General features: G+C 69.0%; 19 protein-coding genes. 8 read left to right on the forward strand and 11 right to left on the reverse strand.

Annotation, left to right across the window (positions count from 1 at the left end; genetic code table 11):
- Window positions 1-123: 123 nt before the first annotated feature.
- Window positions 124-1,656 carry a tRNA (N6-isopentenyl adenosine(37)-C2)-methylthiotransferase MiaB gene (gene miaB, locus AB0H49_RS21780; protein WP_357253878.1) on the reverse strand — a complete coding sequence of 511 codons (1,533 nt, stop codon included), beginning with the start codon at window positions 1,654-1,656 and terminating at the stop codon, window positions 124-126.
- Between the two features lie 263 nt (window positions 1,657-1,919).
- Here miaB and AB0H49_RS21785 point away from each other — a divergent pair, with 263 nt between their 5' ends.
- The 4 genes from AB0H49_RS21785 to AB0H49_RS21800 all read left to right on the forward strand — a co-directional run bounded on the left by AB0H49_RS21785 (window position 1,920) and on the right by AB0H49_RS21800 (window position 5,194).
- Complete coding sequence (locus AB0H49_RS21785) at window positions 1,920-2,648, forward strand: amino acid ABC transporter ATP-binding protein (protein ID WP_357254202.1); 729 nt, start codon at window positions 1,920-1,922, stop codon at window positions 2,646-2,648.
- Window positions 2,649-2,697: 49 nt separating this feature from the next.
- Entirely contained in the window at window positions 2,698-3,531 is an 834-nt protein-coding gene (locus AB0H49_RS21790; RefSeq protein ID WP_354999522.1) for a glutamate ABC transporter substrate-binding protein, read from the forward strand.
- Window positions 3,532-3,629: 98 nt separating this feature from the next.
- Window positions 3,630-4,301 carry an amino acid ABC transporter permease gene (locus AB0H49_RS21795; RefSeq protein ID WP_141809667.1) on the forward strand — a complete coding sequence of 224 codons (672 nt, stop codon included), beginning with the start codon at window positions 3,630-3,632 and terminating at the stop codon, window positions 4,299-4,301.
- Entirely contained in the window at window positions 4,298-5,194 is an 897-nt protein-coding gene (locus AB0H49_RS21800; protein ID WP_354999521.1) for an amino acid ABC transporter permease, read from the forward strand. Before AB0H49_RS21795 ends, AB0H49_RS21800 begins: the two co-directional genes overlap by 4 nt.
- An 89-nt stretch (window positions 5,195-5,283) precedes the next feature.
- Here the strand turns inward: AB0H49_RS21800 and AB0H49_RS21805 are convergent, their stop codons facing one another.
- The 6 genes from AB0H49_RS21805 to AB0H49_RS21830 form a co-directional block, all read right to left on the reverse strand.
- On the reverse strand, window positions 5,284-6,138 hold the full coding sequence (locus AB0H49_RS21805; protein WP_357253881.1) for a 3-hydroxyacyl-CoA dehydrogenase: 855 nt from the start codon (window positions 6,136-6,138) through the stop codon (window positions 5,284-5,286).
- Between the two features lie 250 nt (window positions 6,139-6,388).
- Window positions 6,389-6,979, reverse strand: a complete 591-nt coding sequence (recX, locus tag AB0H49_RS21810) for a recombination regulator RecX (protein ID WP_357253883.1) — start codon at window positions 6,977-6,979, stop codon at window positions 6,389-6,391.
- A 349-nt stretch (window positions 6,980-7,328) separates the two neighbouring features.
- On the reverse strand, window positions 7,329-8,372 hold the full coding sequence (gene recA, locus AB0H49_RS21815) for a recombinase RecA (protein WP_067841747.1): 1,044 nt from the start codon (window positions 8,370-8,372) through the stop codon (window positions 7,329-7,331).
- A gap of 217 nt (window positions 8,373-8,589) precedes the next feature.
- On the reverse strand, window positions 8,590-9,042 hold the full coding sequence (locus AB0H49_RS21820; RefSeq protein WP_357253885.1) for a nuclear transport factor 2 family protein: 453 nt from the start codon (window positions 9,040-9,042) through the stop codon (window positions 8,590-8,592).
- 18 nt (window positions 9,043-9,060) lie between these two features.
- Window positions 9,061-9,942, reverse strand: a complete 882-nt coding sequence (locus AB0H49_RS21825; protein WP_357253887.1) for a pyridoxamine 5'-phosphate oxidase family protein — start codon at window positions 9,940-9,942, stop codon at window positions 9,061-9,063.
- Window positions 9,943-9,958: 16 nt separating this feature from the next.
- On the reverse strand, window positions 9,959-10,420 hold the full coding sequence (locus AB0H49_RS21830) for a VOC family protein (protein ID WP_357253889.1): 462 nt from the start codon (window positions 10,418-10,420) through the stop codon (window positions 9,959-9,961).
- A gap of 155 nt (window positions 10,421-10,575) precedes the next feature.
- Here AB0H49_RS21830 and AB0H49_RS21835 point away from each other — a divergent pair, with 155 nt between their 5' ends.
- Window positions 10,576-11,091, forward strand: coding sequence for a CGNR zinc finger domain-containing protein (locus tag AB0H49_RS21835; protein ID WP_357253891.1), 516 nt, complete (start codon window positions 10,576-10,578; stop codon window positions 11,089-11,091).
- A 3-nt stretch (window positions 11,092-11,094) separates the two neighbouring features.
- On the opposite strand, the gene AB0H49_RS21840 is transcribed toward AB0H49_RS21835, so the two are convergent.
- Window positions 11,095-12,336 (reverse strand): phosphotransferase, encoded by a 1,242-nt coding sequence (locus AB0H49_RS21840; RefSeq protein WP_357253893.1) that lies wholly within the window; start codon window positions 12,334-12,336, stop codon window positions 11,095-11,097.
- Window positions 12,333-12,527, reverse strand: coding sequence for a DUF3046 domain-containing protein (locus AB0H49_RS21845; protein WP_067782853.1), 195 nt, complete (start codon window positions 12,525-12,527; stop codon window positions 12,333-12,335). Before AB0H49_RS21845 ends, AB0H49_RS21840 begins: the two co-directional genes overlap by 4 nt.
- 154 nt (window positions 12,528-12,681) lie before the next feature.
- On the opposite strand from AB0H49_RS21845, the gene AB0H49_RS21850 reads away from it, so the two are divergent.
- Both AB0H49_RS21850 and AB0H49_RS21855 read left to right on the forward strand, forming a co-directional pair.
- Window positions 12,682-13,389, forward strand: a complete 708-nt coding sequence (locus AB0H49_RS21850) for a TetR/AcrR family transcriptional regulator (protein ID WP_357253895.1) — start codon at window positions 12,682-12,684, stop codon at window positions 13,387-13,389.
- Window positions 13,386-14,276, forward strand: coding sequence for an alpha/beta hydrolase (locus tag AB0H49_RS21855; protein WP_357253897.1), 891 nt, complete (start codon window positions 13,386-13,388; stop codon window positions 14,274-14,276). The genes AB0H49_RS21850 and AB0H49_RS21855 overlap by 4 nt, the downstream gene beginning before the upstream one ends.
- Window positions 14,277-14,306: 30 nt before the next feature.
- Here AB0H49_RS21855 and AB0H49_RS21860 read toward each other — a convergent pair whose 3' ends face one another.
- Window positions 14,307-15,470, reverse strand: a complete 1,164-nt coding sequence (locus AB0H49_RS21860; protein ID WP_354999511.1) for a nucleotide disphospho-sugar-binding domain-containing protein — start codon at window positions 15,468-15,470, stop codon at window positions 14,307-14,309.
- A gap of 190 nt (window positions 15,471-15,660) precedes the next feature.
- Entirely contained in the window at window positions 15,661-16,368 is a 708-nt protein-coding gene (locus AB0H49_RS21865; RefSeq protein WP_354999510.1) for a PIG-L deacetylase family protein, read from the reverse strand.
- An 81-nt stretch (window positions 16,369-16,449) separates the two neighbouring features.
- Here AB0H49_RS21865 and AB0H49_RS21870 point away from each other — a divergent pair, with 81 nt between their 5' ends.
- Complete coding sequence (locus AB0H49_RS21870) at window positions 16,450-17,037, forward strand: peptidylprolyl isomerase (protein WP_354999509.1); 588 nt, start codon at window positions 16,450-16,452, stop codon at window positions 17,035-17,037.
- The last annotated feature ends 109 nt before the right edge of the window (window positions 17,038-17,146 follow it).

Genomic DNA, 17,146 nt, shown 5'->3' on the forward strand with positions numbered 1-17,146 from the left:
CACTACGCGCGGTAGTACCGGATTCCGATTCGGGCGTCGCGCCTTGCACGGAGTCCGCGCCCCGCGCGGAATCGTCGGAGCCCTTGCGAGGGTTCTCGTCGTCTCCCGCGCCGGGGCGCGTGCTCATGCGTCGCAGCCTGTCGCGCAGCCGGAGGCGACCGGCTCGAGGACCGGCGCGCCGATCCTCGGTAGTCCGAGGCCGACGCCGATCGGTTCGGTCTTCGGCGTGACGCCGCGCTCGTGTGCGTCGCCCGCGCGGGTGCGGCGGTGGGTCTTGATCGGCGCGTCCGCGATCAGGTGGTGCGGCGCGGCCTCGGTGATGTCGACGGTGATCACGTCTCCGGGGCGGACCGTCTCGGCGGTGCCGCCGGGCCGGAAGTGCACCAGCCTGCCGTCGCGGGCGCGCCCGCTCATCCGCGCGGTCGCGGCGTTCTTCTTGCCCGCGCCCTCCGCGACGAGCAACTCCACCTCGGTGCCGATCAGCGCGCGGTTGGCCTCGAGCGAGACCTCCTCCTGCAGCGCGATGAGCCGGTCGTAGCGCTCCTGAACCACCTGCTTGGGCAGCTGGTCGGGCATGTCGGCGGCGGGGGTGCCGGGCCGCTTCGAGTACTGGAAGGTGAACGCGCTGGTGAACCGGGCCTGCCGCACCACGTCCAGGGTCTCCTGGAAGTCCTCCTCGGTCTCGCCGGGGAAGCCGACGATGATGTCGGTGGTGATGGCGGCGTGCGGCATGGCCGCGCGGACCTTCTCGATGATGCCCAGGTAGCGGGCCTTGCGGTAGGAGCGCCGCATGGCCTTGAGCACCCGGTCCGAGCCGGACTGCAGCGGCATGTGCAGCTGCGGGCAGATGTTCGGCGTCTCGGCCATCGCCTCGATCACGTCGTCGGTGAACTCGGCCGGATGCGGCGAGGTGAAGCGGACGCGCTCGAGACCGTCGATGTCGCCACAGGCGCGCAGCAGTCTCGCGAACGCGCTGCGGTCGCGCGGCTCGGTCGGGTCGACGAAGTTGACGCCGTAGGAATTGACGTTTTGACCCAGCAGAGTCACCTCGAGCACGCCCTGGTCGACCAGCGCCTGCACCTCGGCGAGCACGTCGCCGGGACGGCGGTCGACCTCCTTGCCGCGCAGCGACGGCACGATGCAGAAGGTGCAGGTGTTGTTGCAGCCCACCGAGATCGAGACCCAACCGGCGTAGGCGGATTCGCGCTTGGCGGGCAGGGTGGAGGGGAACGCCTCCAGCGATTCCAGGATCTCGATCTGGGCCTCTTCGTTGTGCCGCGCGCGCTCGAGCAACACCGGCAGCGAGCCGATGTTGTGCGTGCCGAACACCACGTCCACCCACGGCGCCTTGCGCACGACGGTGTCGCGGTCCTTCTGCGCCAGGCAGCCGCCGACCGCGATCTGCATGCCCGGTCTGCCCGCCTTGATCGGGGCGAGGTGGCCGAGCGTGCCGTACAGCTTGTTGTCGGCGTTCTCGCGGACAGCGCAGGTGTTGAAGACCACAAGGTCCGCCGTATCCCCCGGCGCGGCCTTCACGTAGCCCGCGTCCTCCAGCAGGCCGGACAAGCGTTCGGAGTCGTGCACGTTCATCTGGCAACCGAAGGTGCGGACCTCGTAACTGCGTACTCCCGCCACAACCTGTTCGATCGAATCCACCCATTAAGGGTACGGGGGCCCGTCGAGCGGGTTTCCAGCGCATCGCCGCAGGCTCCGGGCCTCGCCGCGGTCGGAGCGCGGAAGCCGCCGCTAGGTTACAGAGCTGTGACGACGCGGTGTGGCGTCACGGTGTGTCGCGGAAACCGGGGCAAATTCGGTTTTTCCCCTTAAGGTCGAGAACCATGACCGACGCCGCCGCCGCGCCCGACACGACCGGGGACGCCACGAGCTTGGACAAGGGCCCCGCCACCAGCGCGCCGCCGATGATCTCGATGCGCAACGTTGACAAGCATTTCGGTGACCTGCACGTGTTGCGCGATATCAACCTCGAGGTCCCCAAGGGACAGGTCGTCATCGTCCTCGGCCCTTCGGGTTCCGGGAAATCGACCCTGTGCCGCACCATCAACCGGCTCGAGCCGATCGACTCCGGCGACATCGCCATCGACGGCGTGCCGCTGCCCGCGGAGGGCAAGGCGCTCGCCGCGCTGCGCGCCGATGTCGGCATGGTGTTCCAGTCGTTCAATCTGTTCGCGCACAAGACCATCGTCGAGAACGTGATGCTCGCGCCGCTCAAGGTGCGCAAAGTCAAGAAGGACCAGGCACGAAGCCGCGCCATGGAGTTGCTCGAGCGCGTGGGCATCGCCAACCAGGCCGAGAAGTACCCGGCCCAGCTGTCCGGCGGGCAGCAGCAGCGCGTGGCCATCGCCCGCGCGCTGGCGATGAACCCGAAGGTGATGCTGTTCGACGAGCCGACCTCGGCGCTGGACCCGGAGATGGTCAACGAGGTGCTCGAGGTGATGGTCTCGCTGGCCAAGGAGGGCATGACCATGCTGGTGGTCACCCACGAGATGGGCTTCGCGCGCCGCGCGGGCAACCGGGTGCTGTTCATGGCCGACGGTCAGGTGGTCGAGGACACCGAGCCCGAAACGTTCTTCACCGCGCCGAAGTCCGAGCGCGCCAAGGACTTCCTGGGCAAGATTCTCAGCCACTGACGCGCCCGGCACAGACGACGGCATCGAAACACAAGGAGTTAGGAACTCGATGAGGATCAACCGTGCACTTCGACTCGGTGTCGGGGCGATCGCCCTGGCTTTGGCCGCTACCGCCTGCGGCGGCGGTGACGAGGGCAGCGCCCTCGATCACGCCAAGGAAGGCAAACTGACCGTCGGCATCAAGTTCGACCAGCCGGGTCTCGGTCTGCGCAACAAGGACGGCTCCTACAGCGGCTTCGACGTCGAGGTCGCCAAGTACGTCGCCGGGAAGCTCGGCGTGCAGCCGGATGCCATCACCTTCAAGGAAGCGCCGACGCCGCAGCGCGAGACGCTGATCGAGAACGGCCAGGTCGATTTCATCGTCGCCACCTACTCGATCAGCGACAAGCGCAAGGAGAAGGTCGATTTCGCGGGCCCGTACTACGTGGCGGGCCAGTCGCTGCTGGTGAAGGCCGACAACACCGACATCACCGGCGTCGAATCCCTCACCGGCAACAAGAAGCTCTGCTCGGTGAAGGGCTCGACGCCCGCGCAGAACGTCAAGGAGAAGTACGCCAAGGACGTTCAGCTGCAGGAGTTCGACACCTACTCGCTGTGCGTGGAGGCGCTGCGCAACGGCTCGGTCGACGCGGTGACCACCGACGACATCATCCTCGCGGGTTTCGCCGCGCAGTCGCCGGGCCAGCTGAAGGTGGTCGGTAAGCCGTTCACCACCGAGAACTACGGCATCGGCCTGAAGAAGGGCGACCAGGAGACTCGCGACAAGATCAACGACGCCATCGAGGCGATGATCGCCGACGGCTCCTGGGCCAAGGCGATCCAGCAGACGGTCGGCGGCGCGAGCTTCACGCCCTCGCCCGCTCCGCAGGTCAACCGCTACTAGAGATTCCACACACGGGTGGTCCGGGGCGATCCTCCGGACCACCCGCTCGGCTCACCACCGATGAACCACACCGCACCGATGGGAGGGACGCGCCCGCCGTGTTCGATCTGATCTCGGAATACGACACCAAGATCCTGGAAGCCTTCTGGGTCACGATCAAATTGACCGCGTTCTCCGCGGTCGGGGCGCTGATACTCGGCACGATCGTCGCCGCGATGCGCGTGTCCCCCGTACCGGTCGCCCGCTGGGTGGGCACCGCCTACGTCACGATCTTCCGCAACACCCCGCTGACGTTGATCATCGTCTTCTGCTCGCTCGGCCTGTACTCCGCGCTCGGCTGGAAGCTGGCGGGAGATTCCATCGAGGACAACAACTATCGCTGGGCGATCGTCGGCCTCAGCGTCTACACCGCCGCGTTCGTCTGCGAGTCGCTGCGCTCGGGCATCAACACGGTGCCGCTCGGCCAGTCCGAGGCGGGCCGGTCGCTGGGCTTCAGCTTCACGCAGAACCTGCGGCTGGTGGTACTCCCCCAGGCCTTCCGTTCCGTGATCGCGCCGCTGGGCAGTGTGCTGATCGCGTTGACCAAGAACTCCACCATCGCCGCCGCGATCGGTGTCGCCGAAGCCGCCAAGCTCATGGCGGAGATGATCGAGGTGGAGGCCGCGCTGCTGGCCATCGGCGCGATCTTCGCCCTCGGCTTCGTCATCATCACCCTGCCGACGGGCCTGCTGTTCGGCTGGCTCGCCAAGCGATACGAGGTCGCCCGATGACCAGCGCTTCCGTTCTCTTCGACGCGCCGGGCCCGAAGGCACGGCTGCGCAACAACCTCTACACGGCGGTGGTCATCGTCGCCGTGCTGGCGGCCGGGTACTTCCTGTTCCGCGCCTTCGAGCAGAAAGGCCAGTTCGAGGCCGAGAAGTGGAAGCCGTTCCTGGAGGGCGACGTCTGGTCGACCTACCTGTGGCCGGGCCTGAAGGGCACCGTCGTCGCGGCGCTGATCTCGATCGTCTTCGCGCTGGTGATCGGCATGGTCTTCGGCATACTGCGCCTCTCGGAGCACCGCTCGGTGCGGCTGATCGCGGGCGCCGTCGTCGAGTTCGCCAGGGCCATCCCCGTGCTGATCCTGATGATCTTCCTGTTCGCCCTCTACAGCGAATACGACCTGTTCAAGTCCGACGACCTCGCGCTCGCCGCTGTGGTGACGGCGCTGACGATCTACAACGGCTCGGTCATCGCCGAGATCGTGCGCGCGGGTATCCGCTCGCTGCCCAAGGGCCAGACCGAGGCCGCGGTCGCGCTCGGCATGCGCAAGAACCAGCTGATGCGGCTGATCCTGCTGCCGCAGGCCATCACCGCCATGCTGCCCGCGCTGATCTCGCAAATGGTTGTGGCGCTGAAGGATACGGCGCTGGGTTACCAGATCACCTACATCGAGATCGTCCGCTCGGGCCAGCAGCTCGGCGCGGCGGAGCGGAACACGATTCCGGCGCTGATCGTCGTCGCGATCATCATGATCGCGCTGAACAGCACGCTGACGCTGGTGGCGACCAAGTTGGAGCGACGGCTTCGGGCCCGCAAGCGCGGTAAGGGCGGGACCGTCCTGGCGGCGGATTCGATCATCACCGACGCCGCGCCGGGTGTCGACGTGGTGAAGAAGCCGTAAGGCGTCAGCGACAAGGAAGTTCGGGAGAGAAGTGGTGGCTCGCCGTGGTGGGTTACCACTTCTCTCCCGTCGTTTTTCCGGGATGGGCGCTAGTACCGGTAGAACCCTTCGCCGGTCGCGATACCGAGCTTGCCCTTGTCGATGTAGTTGTCCTTGAGCCAGGACGCCAGGCGCTGCGCGTCCTCGTCGCCGTGCACGAGGATGTTGTAGGGGGTGGTGAGGCCGATGACGTCGAGGATCTGGAACGGGCCCATCGGCGCGCCCGTGGCGATCCGCCAGGTCTTGTCGACCGCCTCCGGGTCGGCGTAGCCGCCCGCGCCGAGCGCCATGGCCGAGTTCAGGAACGGCACGAGCAGCGAGTTGAGCACGTAACCCGCCTTCTCCTTGTGCACTTCGATCGGGACCATGCCGATCGCCTCGGCGAAGTCGACGAGGGCGCGGAACACCGCGGGATCGGTCTCGGGCGTGCCCATGATCTCGGCGGTGTTGAACTTCCACACCATGTTCGCGAAGTGCAGCGCCAGAAACTTGTCGGAACGACCGGTGGAGTCCTTGATGTCGCTGGGCAGCAGGGTCGAGGAGTTCGTCGCGAAGATGGTCCGTTCGGGGGCGACCTCGCCGAGGTGGCGATAGAGCTCCTGCTTGAGGGTCAGCACCTCCGGCACCGCCTCGATCACCAGATCGGCGTCCTTCACCGCGCCCGCGAGATCGGTGGTGAGCGCGAGGCTCGATGCCGTCTGCTCCGCCTTGCCGCCCTCGGCGCCCGCCACCTCGGCCACGTAGATCGCCGCGAGCTTGGCGAAACGCTCCCGCGCGGCCTCCAGCGCGGGTTCGTCGATGTCGTAGGCCGTGACGTCGAAGCCGCGGAACGCGGTCTGAAACGCGATCTGTGAACCCAGCACCCCGGTCCCCAGGACCGTCACCTTACGAATATCGATGGCCATACTCGTTCTCCTCCCTTGTCGCGGGGCACGAACCACCCCGACATGTGCACGGCAGCGAGACGGACCCCACGATCACCGGAGCCACGGCGCGGACTTCGCGCGACACGACCCCACTTTCCGTGGACTCCATAACCTCATCATCGTCGCGCGCACCCCGTCCCGCCGCCGAACGACCGCCCGGTATCGGACATAAGCGACAGGCTCGAGTAACAATGCGGCAAACCGCCCGCCGGCCACCGGGCGAGGGAGATCAGTCCGGTGGGTCGTCCGGCTCGTCGAGCGGTTCGGAGGCCCAGTCGGCTTGGGCGAGTTCGGCTTTCACCACGGTGAAGGCGGTGGATTGGCCGTAGCCGCGGCGGGCGAGCATGCCGACGAGGCGGCGGATGGCCTTGTCGCGATCGAGGTCGCGGGGCAGGGTCCGGAGTTTGCGGCGGACCAGTTCGATGGCGCGGGCTTGTTCGTCGTCGGAGCTGATCGCTTCCAGTGCGGGCGCGGCGTCGGCGGGGGCGACGCCCTTGCGGCGCAACTCCTGGGCGAGGGCCTGTTTGCCCTTGCCGGAGAAGGTGTGCCGGGAGTGCACCCACTGTTCGGCGAAGGCGGCGTCATCGATGAGACCGACCTCGGCGAGGCGGTCGAGCGCGTGCTCGGCGACCTCGGCGGTGTATCCCTTGGCGGCCAAGCGCTGCGCCAGTTCGGCGCGGCTGCGGGCGCGGACGGCGAGCAGACGAAGACACACCTCCTTCGCCTGCTCGACCGTCCCGCCTTCGGGGGTGCGTTCCGACGTCGACCGGCTGGCGCCCGCCTCCGTCTTCCGCGCATCCCCTTCGGATCCGGCCGCCACCGGATCCACCCGTCGGCCGGTGTTTCGACCAGTATCGACCGATCGGGAGTCGTTGCGGCGGTAAGTGTTCCGCCGTTCGCGCCGGGACTGGTGCGGGGCCCCGGTCGAGCCCGCCCGCTGCGGATCGGGCGAGCTCGACCGGGCTCCCAGGATGTCCGAATCGGCCGAACCACCATCGGCCGACCGGACCGGTCCCGGCTCCCGTCCGACGGGGCGGGGTCCGCGGCTTTCCACGGATCGCCCCTCGGCGGACAGGAGTTCGTGCAGTCGGCGCCGCATGTCGTGCACCGGATCGGGCCGCTCGGTGGCGGCTCGATCGGTACGGCGTGGCGGCCGACCGGAGGCGGACTCAGAAATCGGCGGGCACCTCGCCCGCGGCGTCCGCGGTCACGTCGGCGCCGATGCCGAGCTTCTCCTTGATCTTCTTCTCGATCTCGTCGCGCACGTCGGTGTTCTCCAGCAGGAACTTGCGGGCGTTCTCCTTGCCCTGGCCCAGCTGGTCGCCCTCGTAGGTGTACCAGGAGCCCGACTTGCGGATGAAGCCGTGCTCGACGCCCATGTCGATGAGCGAGCCCTCCTTGGAGATGCCGTGCCCGTACAGGATGTCGAACTCGGCCTGCTTGAACGGCGGCGAGACCTTGTTCTTGACGACCTTGACGCGGGTGCGGTTGCCGACCGCGTCGCTGCCGTCCTTGAGGGTCTCGATGCGGCGCACGTCCAGACGCACCGAGGCGTAGAACTTCAGCGCCTTACCACCGGTGGTGGTCTCGGGCGAGCCGAACATGACGCCGATCTTCTCGCGCAGCTGGTTGATGAAGATGGCCGTGGTGCCGGAGTTGTTCAGCGCGCTGGTCATCTTGCGCAGCGCCTGGCTCATCAGGCGGGCCTGCAGACCGACGTGGCTGTCGCCCATCTCGCCCTCGATCTCGGCGCGCGGCACCAGCGCGGCGACCGAGTCGATGACGATGATGTCGATGGCGCCGGAGCGGACCAGCATGTCGGCGATCTCCAGCGCCTGCTCACCGGTGTCGGGCTGGGAGACGAGCAGCGCGTCGGTGTCGACGCCGAGCTTGCGCGCGTAGTCCGGGTCGAGAGCGTGCTCGGCGTCGATGAACGCCGCGACGCCGCCAGCCGCCTGCGCGTTGGCCACCGCGTGCAGCGCGACGGTGGTCTTACCCGAGGACTCCGGGCCGTAGATCTCGACGACGCGGCCCCGCGGCAGACCGCCGATGCCGAGGGCGACGTCCAGCGCGATGGATCCGGTCGGAATCACCGAGATGGGCTGACGGGCCTCCTCGCCCAGCCGCATCACCGCGCCCTTGCCGAAGCTCTTCTCCACCTGGGCGAGCGCGAGCTCGAGCGCCTTGTCGCGGTCGTACGCCTGTGGTGCCATGTCCTTGGTCCCCTTTTCGACGGGTAAGTCTCTCGATCTGTGGTTGGCGCCCACATTAGAGGGCGGCACCGACAAGTTCTGGGGACAAGACTAGACGAACAGGTGTTCGAGTCAAGCGACGCGCCCGGCGACACGCGCCGCGCGTTCCGCGAGCAGCAATTTCCGCGCAATCCGGCGGCGGGCACCCGGCGAATCCACCCGCCGCCCAGGCTTTCGCCTACCGCTGCGGCAGTACGGCGTCCGCCTCCTCCGGCGCGCGGGGACCGAAGATGCGGCGCTCCGATTCCTCGATGCGCACGTCGTCGATGCTGGCCTCGCGCCGCGCCATCCGTCCGTCGGGCGCGAATTCCCACTGCTCGTTGCCGTAGCTGCGCCACCACCGGCCGGATTCGTCGTGCCATTCGTACTGGAAGCGCACGGCGATGCGGTTCCCGTCGAACGCCCACAGGTCCTTGCGCAGCGCGTACCCGTTCTCCTTCGCCCACTTCCGGGTGAGGAACTCGACGATGGCGGCGCGCCCGGTGAAGAACTCGTCGCGATTGCGCCACACCGAATCCTCGGTATAGGCGGCGGCGACGCGTTCGGGATCGCGGGTGTTCCAGGCGTCTTCGGCGGCGCGCACCTTCGCCTCGGCGGATGCGCGGTCGAACGGCGGCAATGGGGGTCTCATGAGTCGACCTTTCGGGGATCAGGGGTTGAGGGGGGACAGTTCCGGCGGGCTCCAGCGCAGGGGGCCCGTGGCCCGCCACACCACTTCGGTGATGGCGAAGTCGATCGAGCACTGCGCACCGGCGGCGAACGTGCTCGAGTCCCAGTTCAGTTCGGCCGTGCCGGTGAGCTGGAGCGCTCCGCCGGTCCGCCAATGCGGGATCAGCAGTCCGCAGTGCGGGCGCACCGCCAGATTGCCGAGCGTCATGAACATCGAGTTGCCGCGATAGTCCGGCCAGCGCAGCCGCGTCGGCGAGAGGACGCGCAGCACGCCGGGATTCCCGCCGCGATGCGAGGCGTCGGCGTGCCCTTCGGCGTCGGCACTGGCCACGAAGAAGGTGTCGGCCGCCGCGACGATCCGCCGTTGCCGGGCGTCGAGCGCGGGCCCGCGCCGTGCGTCGCTCGGCGCGGCCCCGGGGTCGTAGGCCGTCACCCACCGGCGTGCGATGTACTTGGGGCAGTTCGAATACACCTGGTCGGTGGCTATCCGCAGCCCGTCGTCGTGCGGGCGCGCGACCCCGTTGACCCGCATGCGCCTGCGCCGTCCCGGCTCCAGCGCGATCATGCCGACCCGCCCCGGCCGGGTCAGCGCCTCGGCCAGCGGGTCGCCCGCGTCGGGCCGCGCGTCGACGGCGATCTCGGCGTCCACGGCGCGGACGAACCCGGGCCTGCCGACGAGCGAGCTCGCCCACAGCCGCCCGGCGAGGTCGGCGGCGGCGAGCACCACCATCGGCTGTGCGGCGAGGAAATCCGCGGCGACCGAGGGGATGTCGCGCCGGATCATGCGACCGACCTTCGCCGCGACATCCGCCTGCCCCATGCGCCGCTGCACGGCCAGTTCGCCCGGGTGGTAGAGCGCCATCTCGAAACCGCTCGTCTCAGAAGAATCCGCACGTGGGTGCGGCGCCGCTCGGCGCGGGCGCGGATTCCGCCCCGGCGGGTGCGTACACCTCGAGCCGGATGCCGTCCGGATCGGTGAAGAAGATGCCGCCGGAGGCCACTCCTTCGCCGTGCGCGACCACACCGTCGCGCACGAAGCGCACAGACAACTCGCGCAGCGCGGATTCCACCGCGCGCACCTGCTCGATGTCTTCGACCTGGAACGAAAGATGGTGCAGCCCTGGCGTTTCCGTGGAGAAGACGCCGTCGGACTGCTCCCACAGGGTGATCACCAGCTTCCCGTCCGCACCGAGAAACGCCCACCTGCGCCCGGCCGCGTCGCCCGCGGCGAGTTGTTCGAAACCGAGCGCGCGCCGGTAGAAGTCCACCGAGCGGTCGAGATCCGAGACGTTCAGTCCGATGTGCCCGGTCGCGAGAACAGGTGCGGTCACCGCGGTCATGATGTGTCCTCCAGGAATTGTCAACCACTGTTCATTGTTTCAACGGTTAGAAGATAATCCGGCGTGACCCGTTCGGTCAACCCTTCATTTATGTTTTATAGGTTAGAACGGTGGTGGTCGACCTGACTCCCCGAGACGGCTCGTTACCCTCAGTCATGCTCGATCCACGCCCCCACCTCGGTGAACCGCTGGCGCTCGACCTGCTGAACACGCGGTGGATGGAGGACGGCCCGCAGGATCTGCTCACCGATGTCGACGGCCTGCGCGTCTGGCTGAGTTCGGCGGGCTTGGCGGACAAGGCGCCCGCCGACGAACGGACTCTTGCCGCGCTACTCGCCGCGCGCAGCGCGATCTACGACGTCGTGCGGCACGGTACGCACGCGGCGCTCAACGACGTGCTCGAACACGGCAGGATCAAGCGCCGCCTCACCGACGACGGACCGGACGACCTACCCGAAGTGACCGACCCGGCCTGGCTGCCCGGCTGGCTCGCCGCCGAGAATCTGCTGCACCTGATCGCCAAGGCCCCGGACCGAATCCGCCAGTGCGCGCACCCGGAATGCGTGCTGTTCTTCTACGACACGTCCAAGAACGGCACCCGCCGCTGGCACTCGATGGCGACCTGCGGCAACCGCACCAAGGCCGCCAGGCACTACGCCAAGAAGACCTGAGGCTCAGAACAGCTCGTCGAGCAGACGGTAGTAGTCCAACCGCGCCCGATCCGGCGCGTCGAGGCCGTAGGCGGCGAAGAAGGCGCGGACCTCGTCGTCGCCGAAATCCTCGCGCAGGTCGCGTTCGGCAAGGGCCAGATCGCGGTAGCGGTCCGCGACGCCGAGACCTCCGACATCCAGCAGGATCCCGTTCTCGAGCACGTTGGGCGGCGTGAAATCGCCGTGCGCCACCACGAGGTCCTCGGTCCGCGGACGCTCGGCGAGCAACCGATCGAGGACCTGTTCGGGGGCGAGGTCGCTGTTGTCGTCGTCGAAATCGTCCGGATCCACCAGGCCTTCGAGCACGTGCCTGCGGGCCTGCGCCAGCACGGTGTCGAGCCTGCCGTCGAACGGGCATTCCGCGATGGGCAGCGCGTGCAACCGCCGCAGCAGCTCACCCATGATCGTGCCGATCGAGGGCGACGCGGTCCGGCCGTCCGACTCACGTGCGGCGAGGCTCGGCGCGCCCGCGTCGGCGAGCACGAGCACGTCCTCGGCGAACGCGGCCACCTCCGGCACCCGGATTCCCCTAACGCGCAACCAATCCAGCCGATCGTGCTCGGCGGTCGCGCGCGGTCCGCGCTTCACCCAGTAGGCGCCGTTCACCAAGGCGACGCCGCCGCTGAGACCCTCGTGCTCGCTCGAGAACTCCGGGTCCGCACCGACCACCGCCAGCACGGCGGGCGGCAGCGGAATACGCAACTCCGCGAGTCCCTCCAGCGCGGTGCGACTGGATTCGATCAACTCGGCGTCACCCTCCGCGACCCGCAACTTCAGCGCCTCGGTCAGTAGTTCGCGAGCCTCGGCGAGGCAGCCCTGTTCGGCCAGCGCCTTGCCGAGGTGCTGGGCGGCGAAGGAGAGCGCCTCGGCGTCGGTGCCGCGGGCGGCCTCGACGGCGCGCCGGTAGAGGATCTCGGCGGTCGGCGCGTCGCCGCGATACCGGTACACGTCGGCCAGGTTGATCCAGACCGAGATGCGCTGGCGCGGCGTGCCCGCCAGTTCGAGCGCCCGGTCCAGGTGATCGAGCGCCTCGTCGTGGCGGCCGAGCAGCATCAATTCGAGGCCGGTCTGCCGGAAACTCGGGAAATCGTCCGGGTGCGCCTGCGCCACGCGGGCGGCCAGCCCCTCCGGGTCGACGGGGACCATCCGCAGTCGCTCGTCGAATCGGTACGGCCTGCGCTCGGCCACCGGGTCGGGGGCGGTCACCAGCGCACCTTCGGTACGTCGAAGTCGGCGCACAGCGCGCGCCACACATCCCGCGGATCCACCCCGGCCTCGATGGCGGCGGCGCCGGTCCGGCCGCCGAGGGAGGGGATCACGTGGTCGGTCAGCAGCGCGTCACCGCGCGCCACTCCGAATTCGGTATGCAACAGTTCCTGGAACTCAGTCAACCGCACCGTATTCAAGATACTCCGGTCCCCGCGACCGACATCAAACGGTTGTCCGACGGCGCTCTCGCGGCGGTAGACCCGCGTGCTGTCGGTACTGCGACCGGCCGCCGAAGCCGTTCCGGAGTAGACGGGCACATCGTCACCGTATACGATACGGCACGTGTCGTATCCAAAAAGCGCTTCCGCGACAGAACCGCGACAGACCCGACGCGGAGGACGTCCACGAAACGACGAACGCGAGAGTGAGATCCTCCGGGTAGTAACCGCGTTGCTGACCGAACGCGGCTACGACGGTGTCACCTTCGAGGAGGTGGCGCGCCGCGCCGGAGCGTCGAAACCCACCCTCTACCGACGCTGGAAGTCCAAGCGAGACATGGTCATCGCCGCGTTGAAGGCAGGCCCTGCCGGTCGAGAAGGACCGGACGACATCGACACGGGCAGCCTGCGCGGTGACCTGATCGCCTTGTGCCGACGACTCGTCACGACGATGCGATCGACAGACGGACAGACCGCGCTGCTGCTGCTTCAGGCGGGTCTCGAAGACCCCGAGCTCTGCGAGGAGATCGAACGCGCGGTCGGCCCGACCGGCGCACGGCTACCCACCTCGGTCGTGGACGCCGCCATCCGTCGCGGAGAGCTACCCGCGACCGCGGATCCGTTCGCCTTCGAGGAAGTGGCCGGGGCCGTGCTGCTGCTGCGGCGGCTCAACGGCCTCGATACCGGCGACGCCTATCTCGAAGCACTCGTCGATTCGATCCTCATCCCCGCGTTGCGGGCCGAAACGACCCGCCCGACACAGCTACCCGCCGGGATCTTCTCCGGACGCCCGTCCGCGCATTCGACCACAACCAGTGAAGGACGCCCATGACCACACCGACCATCGACGGATTCCGCTACCAGACCCTGCCCGGCGCGGGAGGCGTCGAACTCAACGTCGCGGTCGCTGGCGCCGGACCGGCTGTTGTTCTGCTGCACGGCTTTCCGCAAACCCACTACATGTGGCGCGACGTCGCGGCAGACCTCGCCGAGGATCACACGATCATCGTCCCGGACCTCCGGGGCTACGGCGCGAGCGGCAAACCGCCGGAGAACGGTCCCCACACCTACTCCAAACGCACCATGGCCGAAGACATCGTTCAGGTCGCCGACCGGCTCGGGCACGAGCGCTTCGGACTGATCGGCCATGACCGCGGCGCCCTGGTCGGCGTCCGGGCGGGCCTCGACCACCCCGACAGGATTCGGTACCTCGGGGTGCTCGACGTCCTGCCCACTCTCGACACCTGGGAAGTGCTGCACGGGGTCGACGCGAAAGTCGCCTGGCACCTGTATCTCATGGCGCAACCAGCCGGGCTGCCGGAAAAGATGATCGCGGCCGTGGCAGACGAGTTCTTCGCTTCCTTCCTCGACGCCTGGGACACCGACGGTTCCACCTTCGCACCGGAAGTACGGCAGCACTACATCGACAGCTCGGTCGGAGCCGTCGACTCGATCGTCGCCGACTACCGCGCCAGCGCGAGCATCGACCTGACCATGGACCGGGAGGACCGCCAAGCTGGCACAACGCTCGCCATGCCCGTCGGTGTGATCTCTCAGGACTGGGGGGCCCGGCTGGGCTTCGACGCGGCCGCGCTGTGGCGGGCGTGGGCGCCGGACCTGACCTACGAACCGATCAGCGCCGGGCACTTCATGGCCGAGGAGCAACCGGGCGAGATCGCGCGCTTCGTTCGCGAACTCGCGACCAGGTGCACAATCTGATCCCTGCCGACCGACCGTGCGCGCGCAGCACTACGACGCGCGCACGCCCTCGCGCACCCGGTGGCACAGTTCGACCGGGTCGGCGACGTCCGCGATGCTCATGGCCGCTTCCTCGGCCGCGGCGGTATAGCGAGGATGGTCCAGCACCGCGAGCACGGCGGCACGCACGGACTCCACGGTGAGCGGTCGCACCACGATCGAACTGCCCTGGCGGGCGGCGCGATTGGCCAGTTCCCACTGGTCGCCGCCGCCCGGAACGGTGACGATCGGCACCCCGGCGAGCAGCGATTTGGCGAGCAGCCCGTGCCCGCCGCCGCCGACCACGACGGCCGCGTGCCCGAGCAGTTCGTCCTGGCGGCCCAGGCCCGCGGTGGCCCAGGACGGGAGCCCGGTCGGCGGAGTGTCGATCATGGAGACGGCGACGCGGACGCCCGCACCGTCGAGAGCCTCGAGCACCGTCTCGACCATGCCCGTGACGCCGGTGTGCGCGGTGGACGGCGCGACCACGACCAGCGGATCGTCGCCCGGCGGCGGCGTGAGGATGTCGTCGGTGGGCTCCCACAGCAGCGGGCCGACGACGTGGGCGTTGTCGGGCCAGTCGGGGCGCGGCACCTCCAGAGCGGGCAGCGTGGCCAGCAGACGGGCGGCCGGACCCGGATCGACCGCGGGCAGCCCGACGCTCTCGCGAGCCCTCGCGCGCTGCTTCGAGCCGTTGTGGATCGCGCGCGAGGACATGGTGCGCAGCACGTGGTCGCGCAGCCTGCCGAGCAGATCCTCCCCTGGCGCGAGCCCGCTGCCGATCGGCGGCAAACCCTTCGACGGCAGGTAGAGCGGGTGCGGCGAGAGCTCCACCCACGGCACACCGAGTCGCTCGGCGGCCATTCCCCCGCCTGCGGTGAGCACGTCGGAGACGACGAGTTCCGGCAGCATCGCGCTCAGGTCCGGCAGGATCTCGGTCGAGATGTGCGCGGCGCGCTGGTGGATACGCTGGCCCGCGTCACCGTCGTCGTCGACCGCGCGCGGCGCGAGGCCCTTGAGCCTGCGCACCGCGATGCCCGCGTTCTTGGCGGCGTCGAACCAGCGGGGTCCGGTGAACAGCACCGGCTCGTCCCCCGCGGCCAGGAAGCGCTCGCACAGCGCCAACGCCGGAAAGGCATGCCCCGGATCGGGACCGGCTACGACGGCAACACGCATCCGCCCAGCCTGCCACACCGCCCCGACGAACCGACGGCACCCGCCTTGAGATGCCCATCCGCTCCCGCGTGCACCGCGCCGCCATCCGGGCGCAACGCCGCAAACCGACGCCGAAGACATTCTGGCGCAGATCATTCCGGCAGTGACAGTCCTGGTGCGCCGTGCTCGAACGCGTGGCAGGCGAAACCGTTCAGCCGAAGTAGTACAGCTCGAAACCCACGGCGCGCTCGGCGGGGAACCCCTCCTTCGGCCCGGTGGCCATGTCGACGATGGCCTCGACCTGAGCGGCGACCGGCTCGGAGCTGAGCACCTCCAGGTACCGGCGGTGTTCGGTCAGGGAAGCGGCGGCCCGCTCGACGGTGGCGGTGACGTCGACGGCGTGCGTCGCGACCGGGCCGACGACCGCGGCCCAGCGCGGCGACCAGGGCGGCAGATCGGACAGCTCCGGGAAGATCCACTCGTTGCCCGCGTCGGAGACGGCGTCGAGTCCGGCCCGGCCGACGGCGCGGTGGTCGGCGCTGTTGGCGTAGCCGGGCGCCCAGGTGTCGCCGAAGTTGAACAGCACCAACATCTCCGGGCGGTGCCTGCGGATCGCGGCCGCCAGATCGCGGCGCAGCTCCAGGCTCTCCTGCACCCGGCCGTCCGGATAGCCCAGGAACTCCACCTGCTCGACCCCGACCACCTTCGCCGACGCGATCTCCTCGGCCTGGCGCAGCGGACCGGCCTCCGCCGGCGGCATTCCGGCGATCCCCGCCTCGCCGCTGGTGACGAGCACGTAGCGAATGTCCTTGCCCTGCCCTGTCCAGCGCGCGACGGCCGCGGCCGCGCCGTATTCGATGTCGTCGGGATGCGCGACGATCACCAGGCCGCGCTGCCAGTCCTCGGGAACCTGCTCCATGGCCCTATTGAAACACCCAAAACAGCCAAGCGGCGGGTCCGGTTGCCCGCCCGAATCGGTGCTGCTGTAGACAGTGTGGCCATGACGAAGATCACACGCGCCGCCGCTGTCCTCGGTCTCGCGCTCATCGCACTGTTCAGCCCCGGTCCGCTGACCGCGGCGCCCGCCAAGGCCGACCCGCTGCCCCGGGTGTTCTTCGACGTGTCGGTGGCGGGCATCCCCACCGGCCGCATCGTGATCGAGCTGCGCTCGGACGTGGTGCCCGAGACCGCGGAGAACTTCCGCGCGCTGGCCACCGGCGAGCAGGGCTTCGGCTACAAGGGTTCGGTGTTCCACCGCGTGATCCCCGGCTTCATGGCTCAGGGCGGCGATTTCACCAACGCCGACGGCACCGGCGGCAAGAGCATCTACGGCCCGACCTTCGCCGATGAGAACTTCGAGCTGACCCACGCCGTTCCCGGCACGGTCAGCATGGCCAACCGCGGGCCCGGCACCAACGGCTCGCAGTTCTTCATCACCATGAAGGACACCCCGTGGCTGGACGGCAAGCACGTGGTGTTCGGCACCGTGGTCGAGGGGATGCACGTGGTGCACGCCATCGAGCAGGTGGGCTCGCCCTCCGGAGCGCCGGGACGCCCGATCGTCATCGACAACAGCGGTCAGCTCTGACCCGAGAACACCACGGGCCGTGGGGGGGGCGGGGCGGCGAGCGGGCGGGCCCGGGGGGGTGGGCGGGGGCGGCCCCCGGCCCCCGCCCGCCCCCCCCGCGGGACCGCCA

Origin of the sequence: Nocardia sp. NPDC050713 (genome assembly GCF_040654315.1) — a bacterium.
Taxonomy (GTDB): domain Bacteria; phylum Actinomycetota; class Actinomycetes; order Mycobacteriales; family Mycobacteriaceae; genus Nocardia.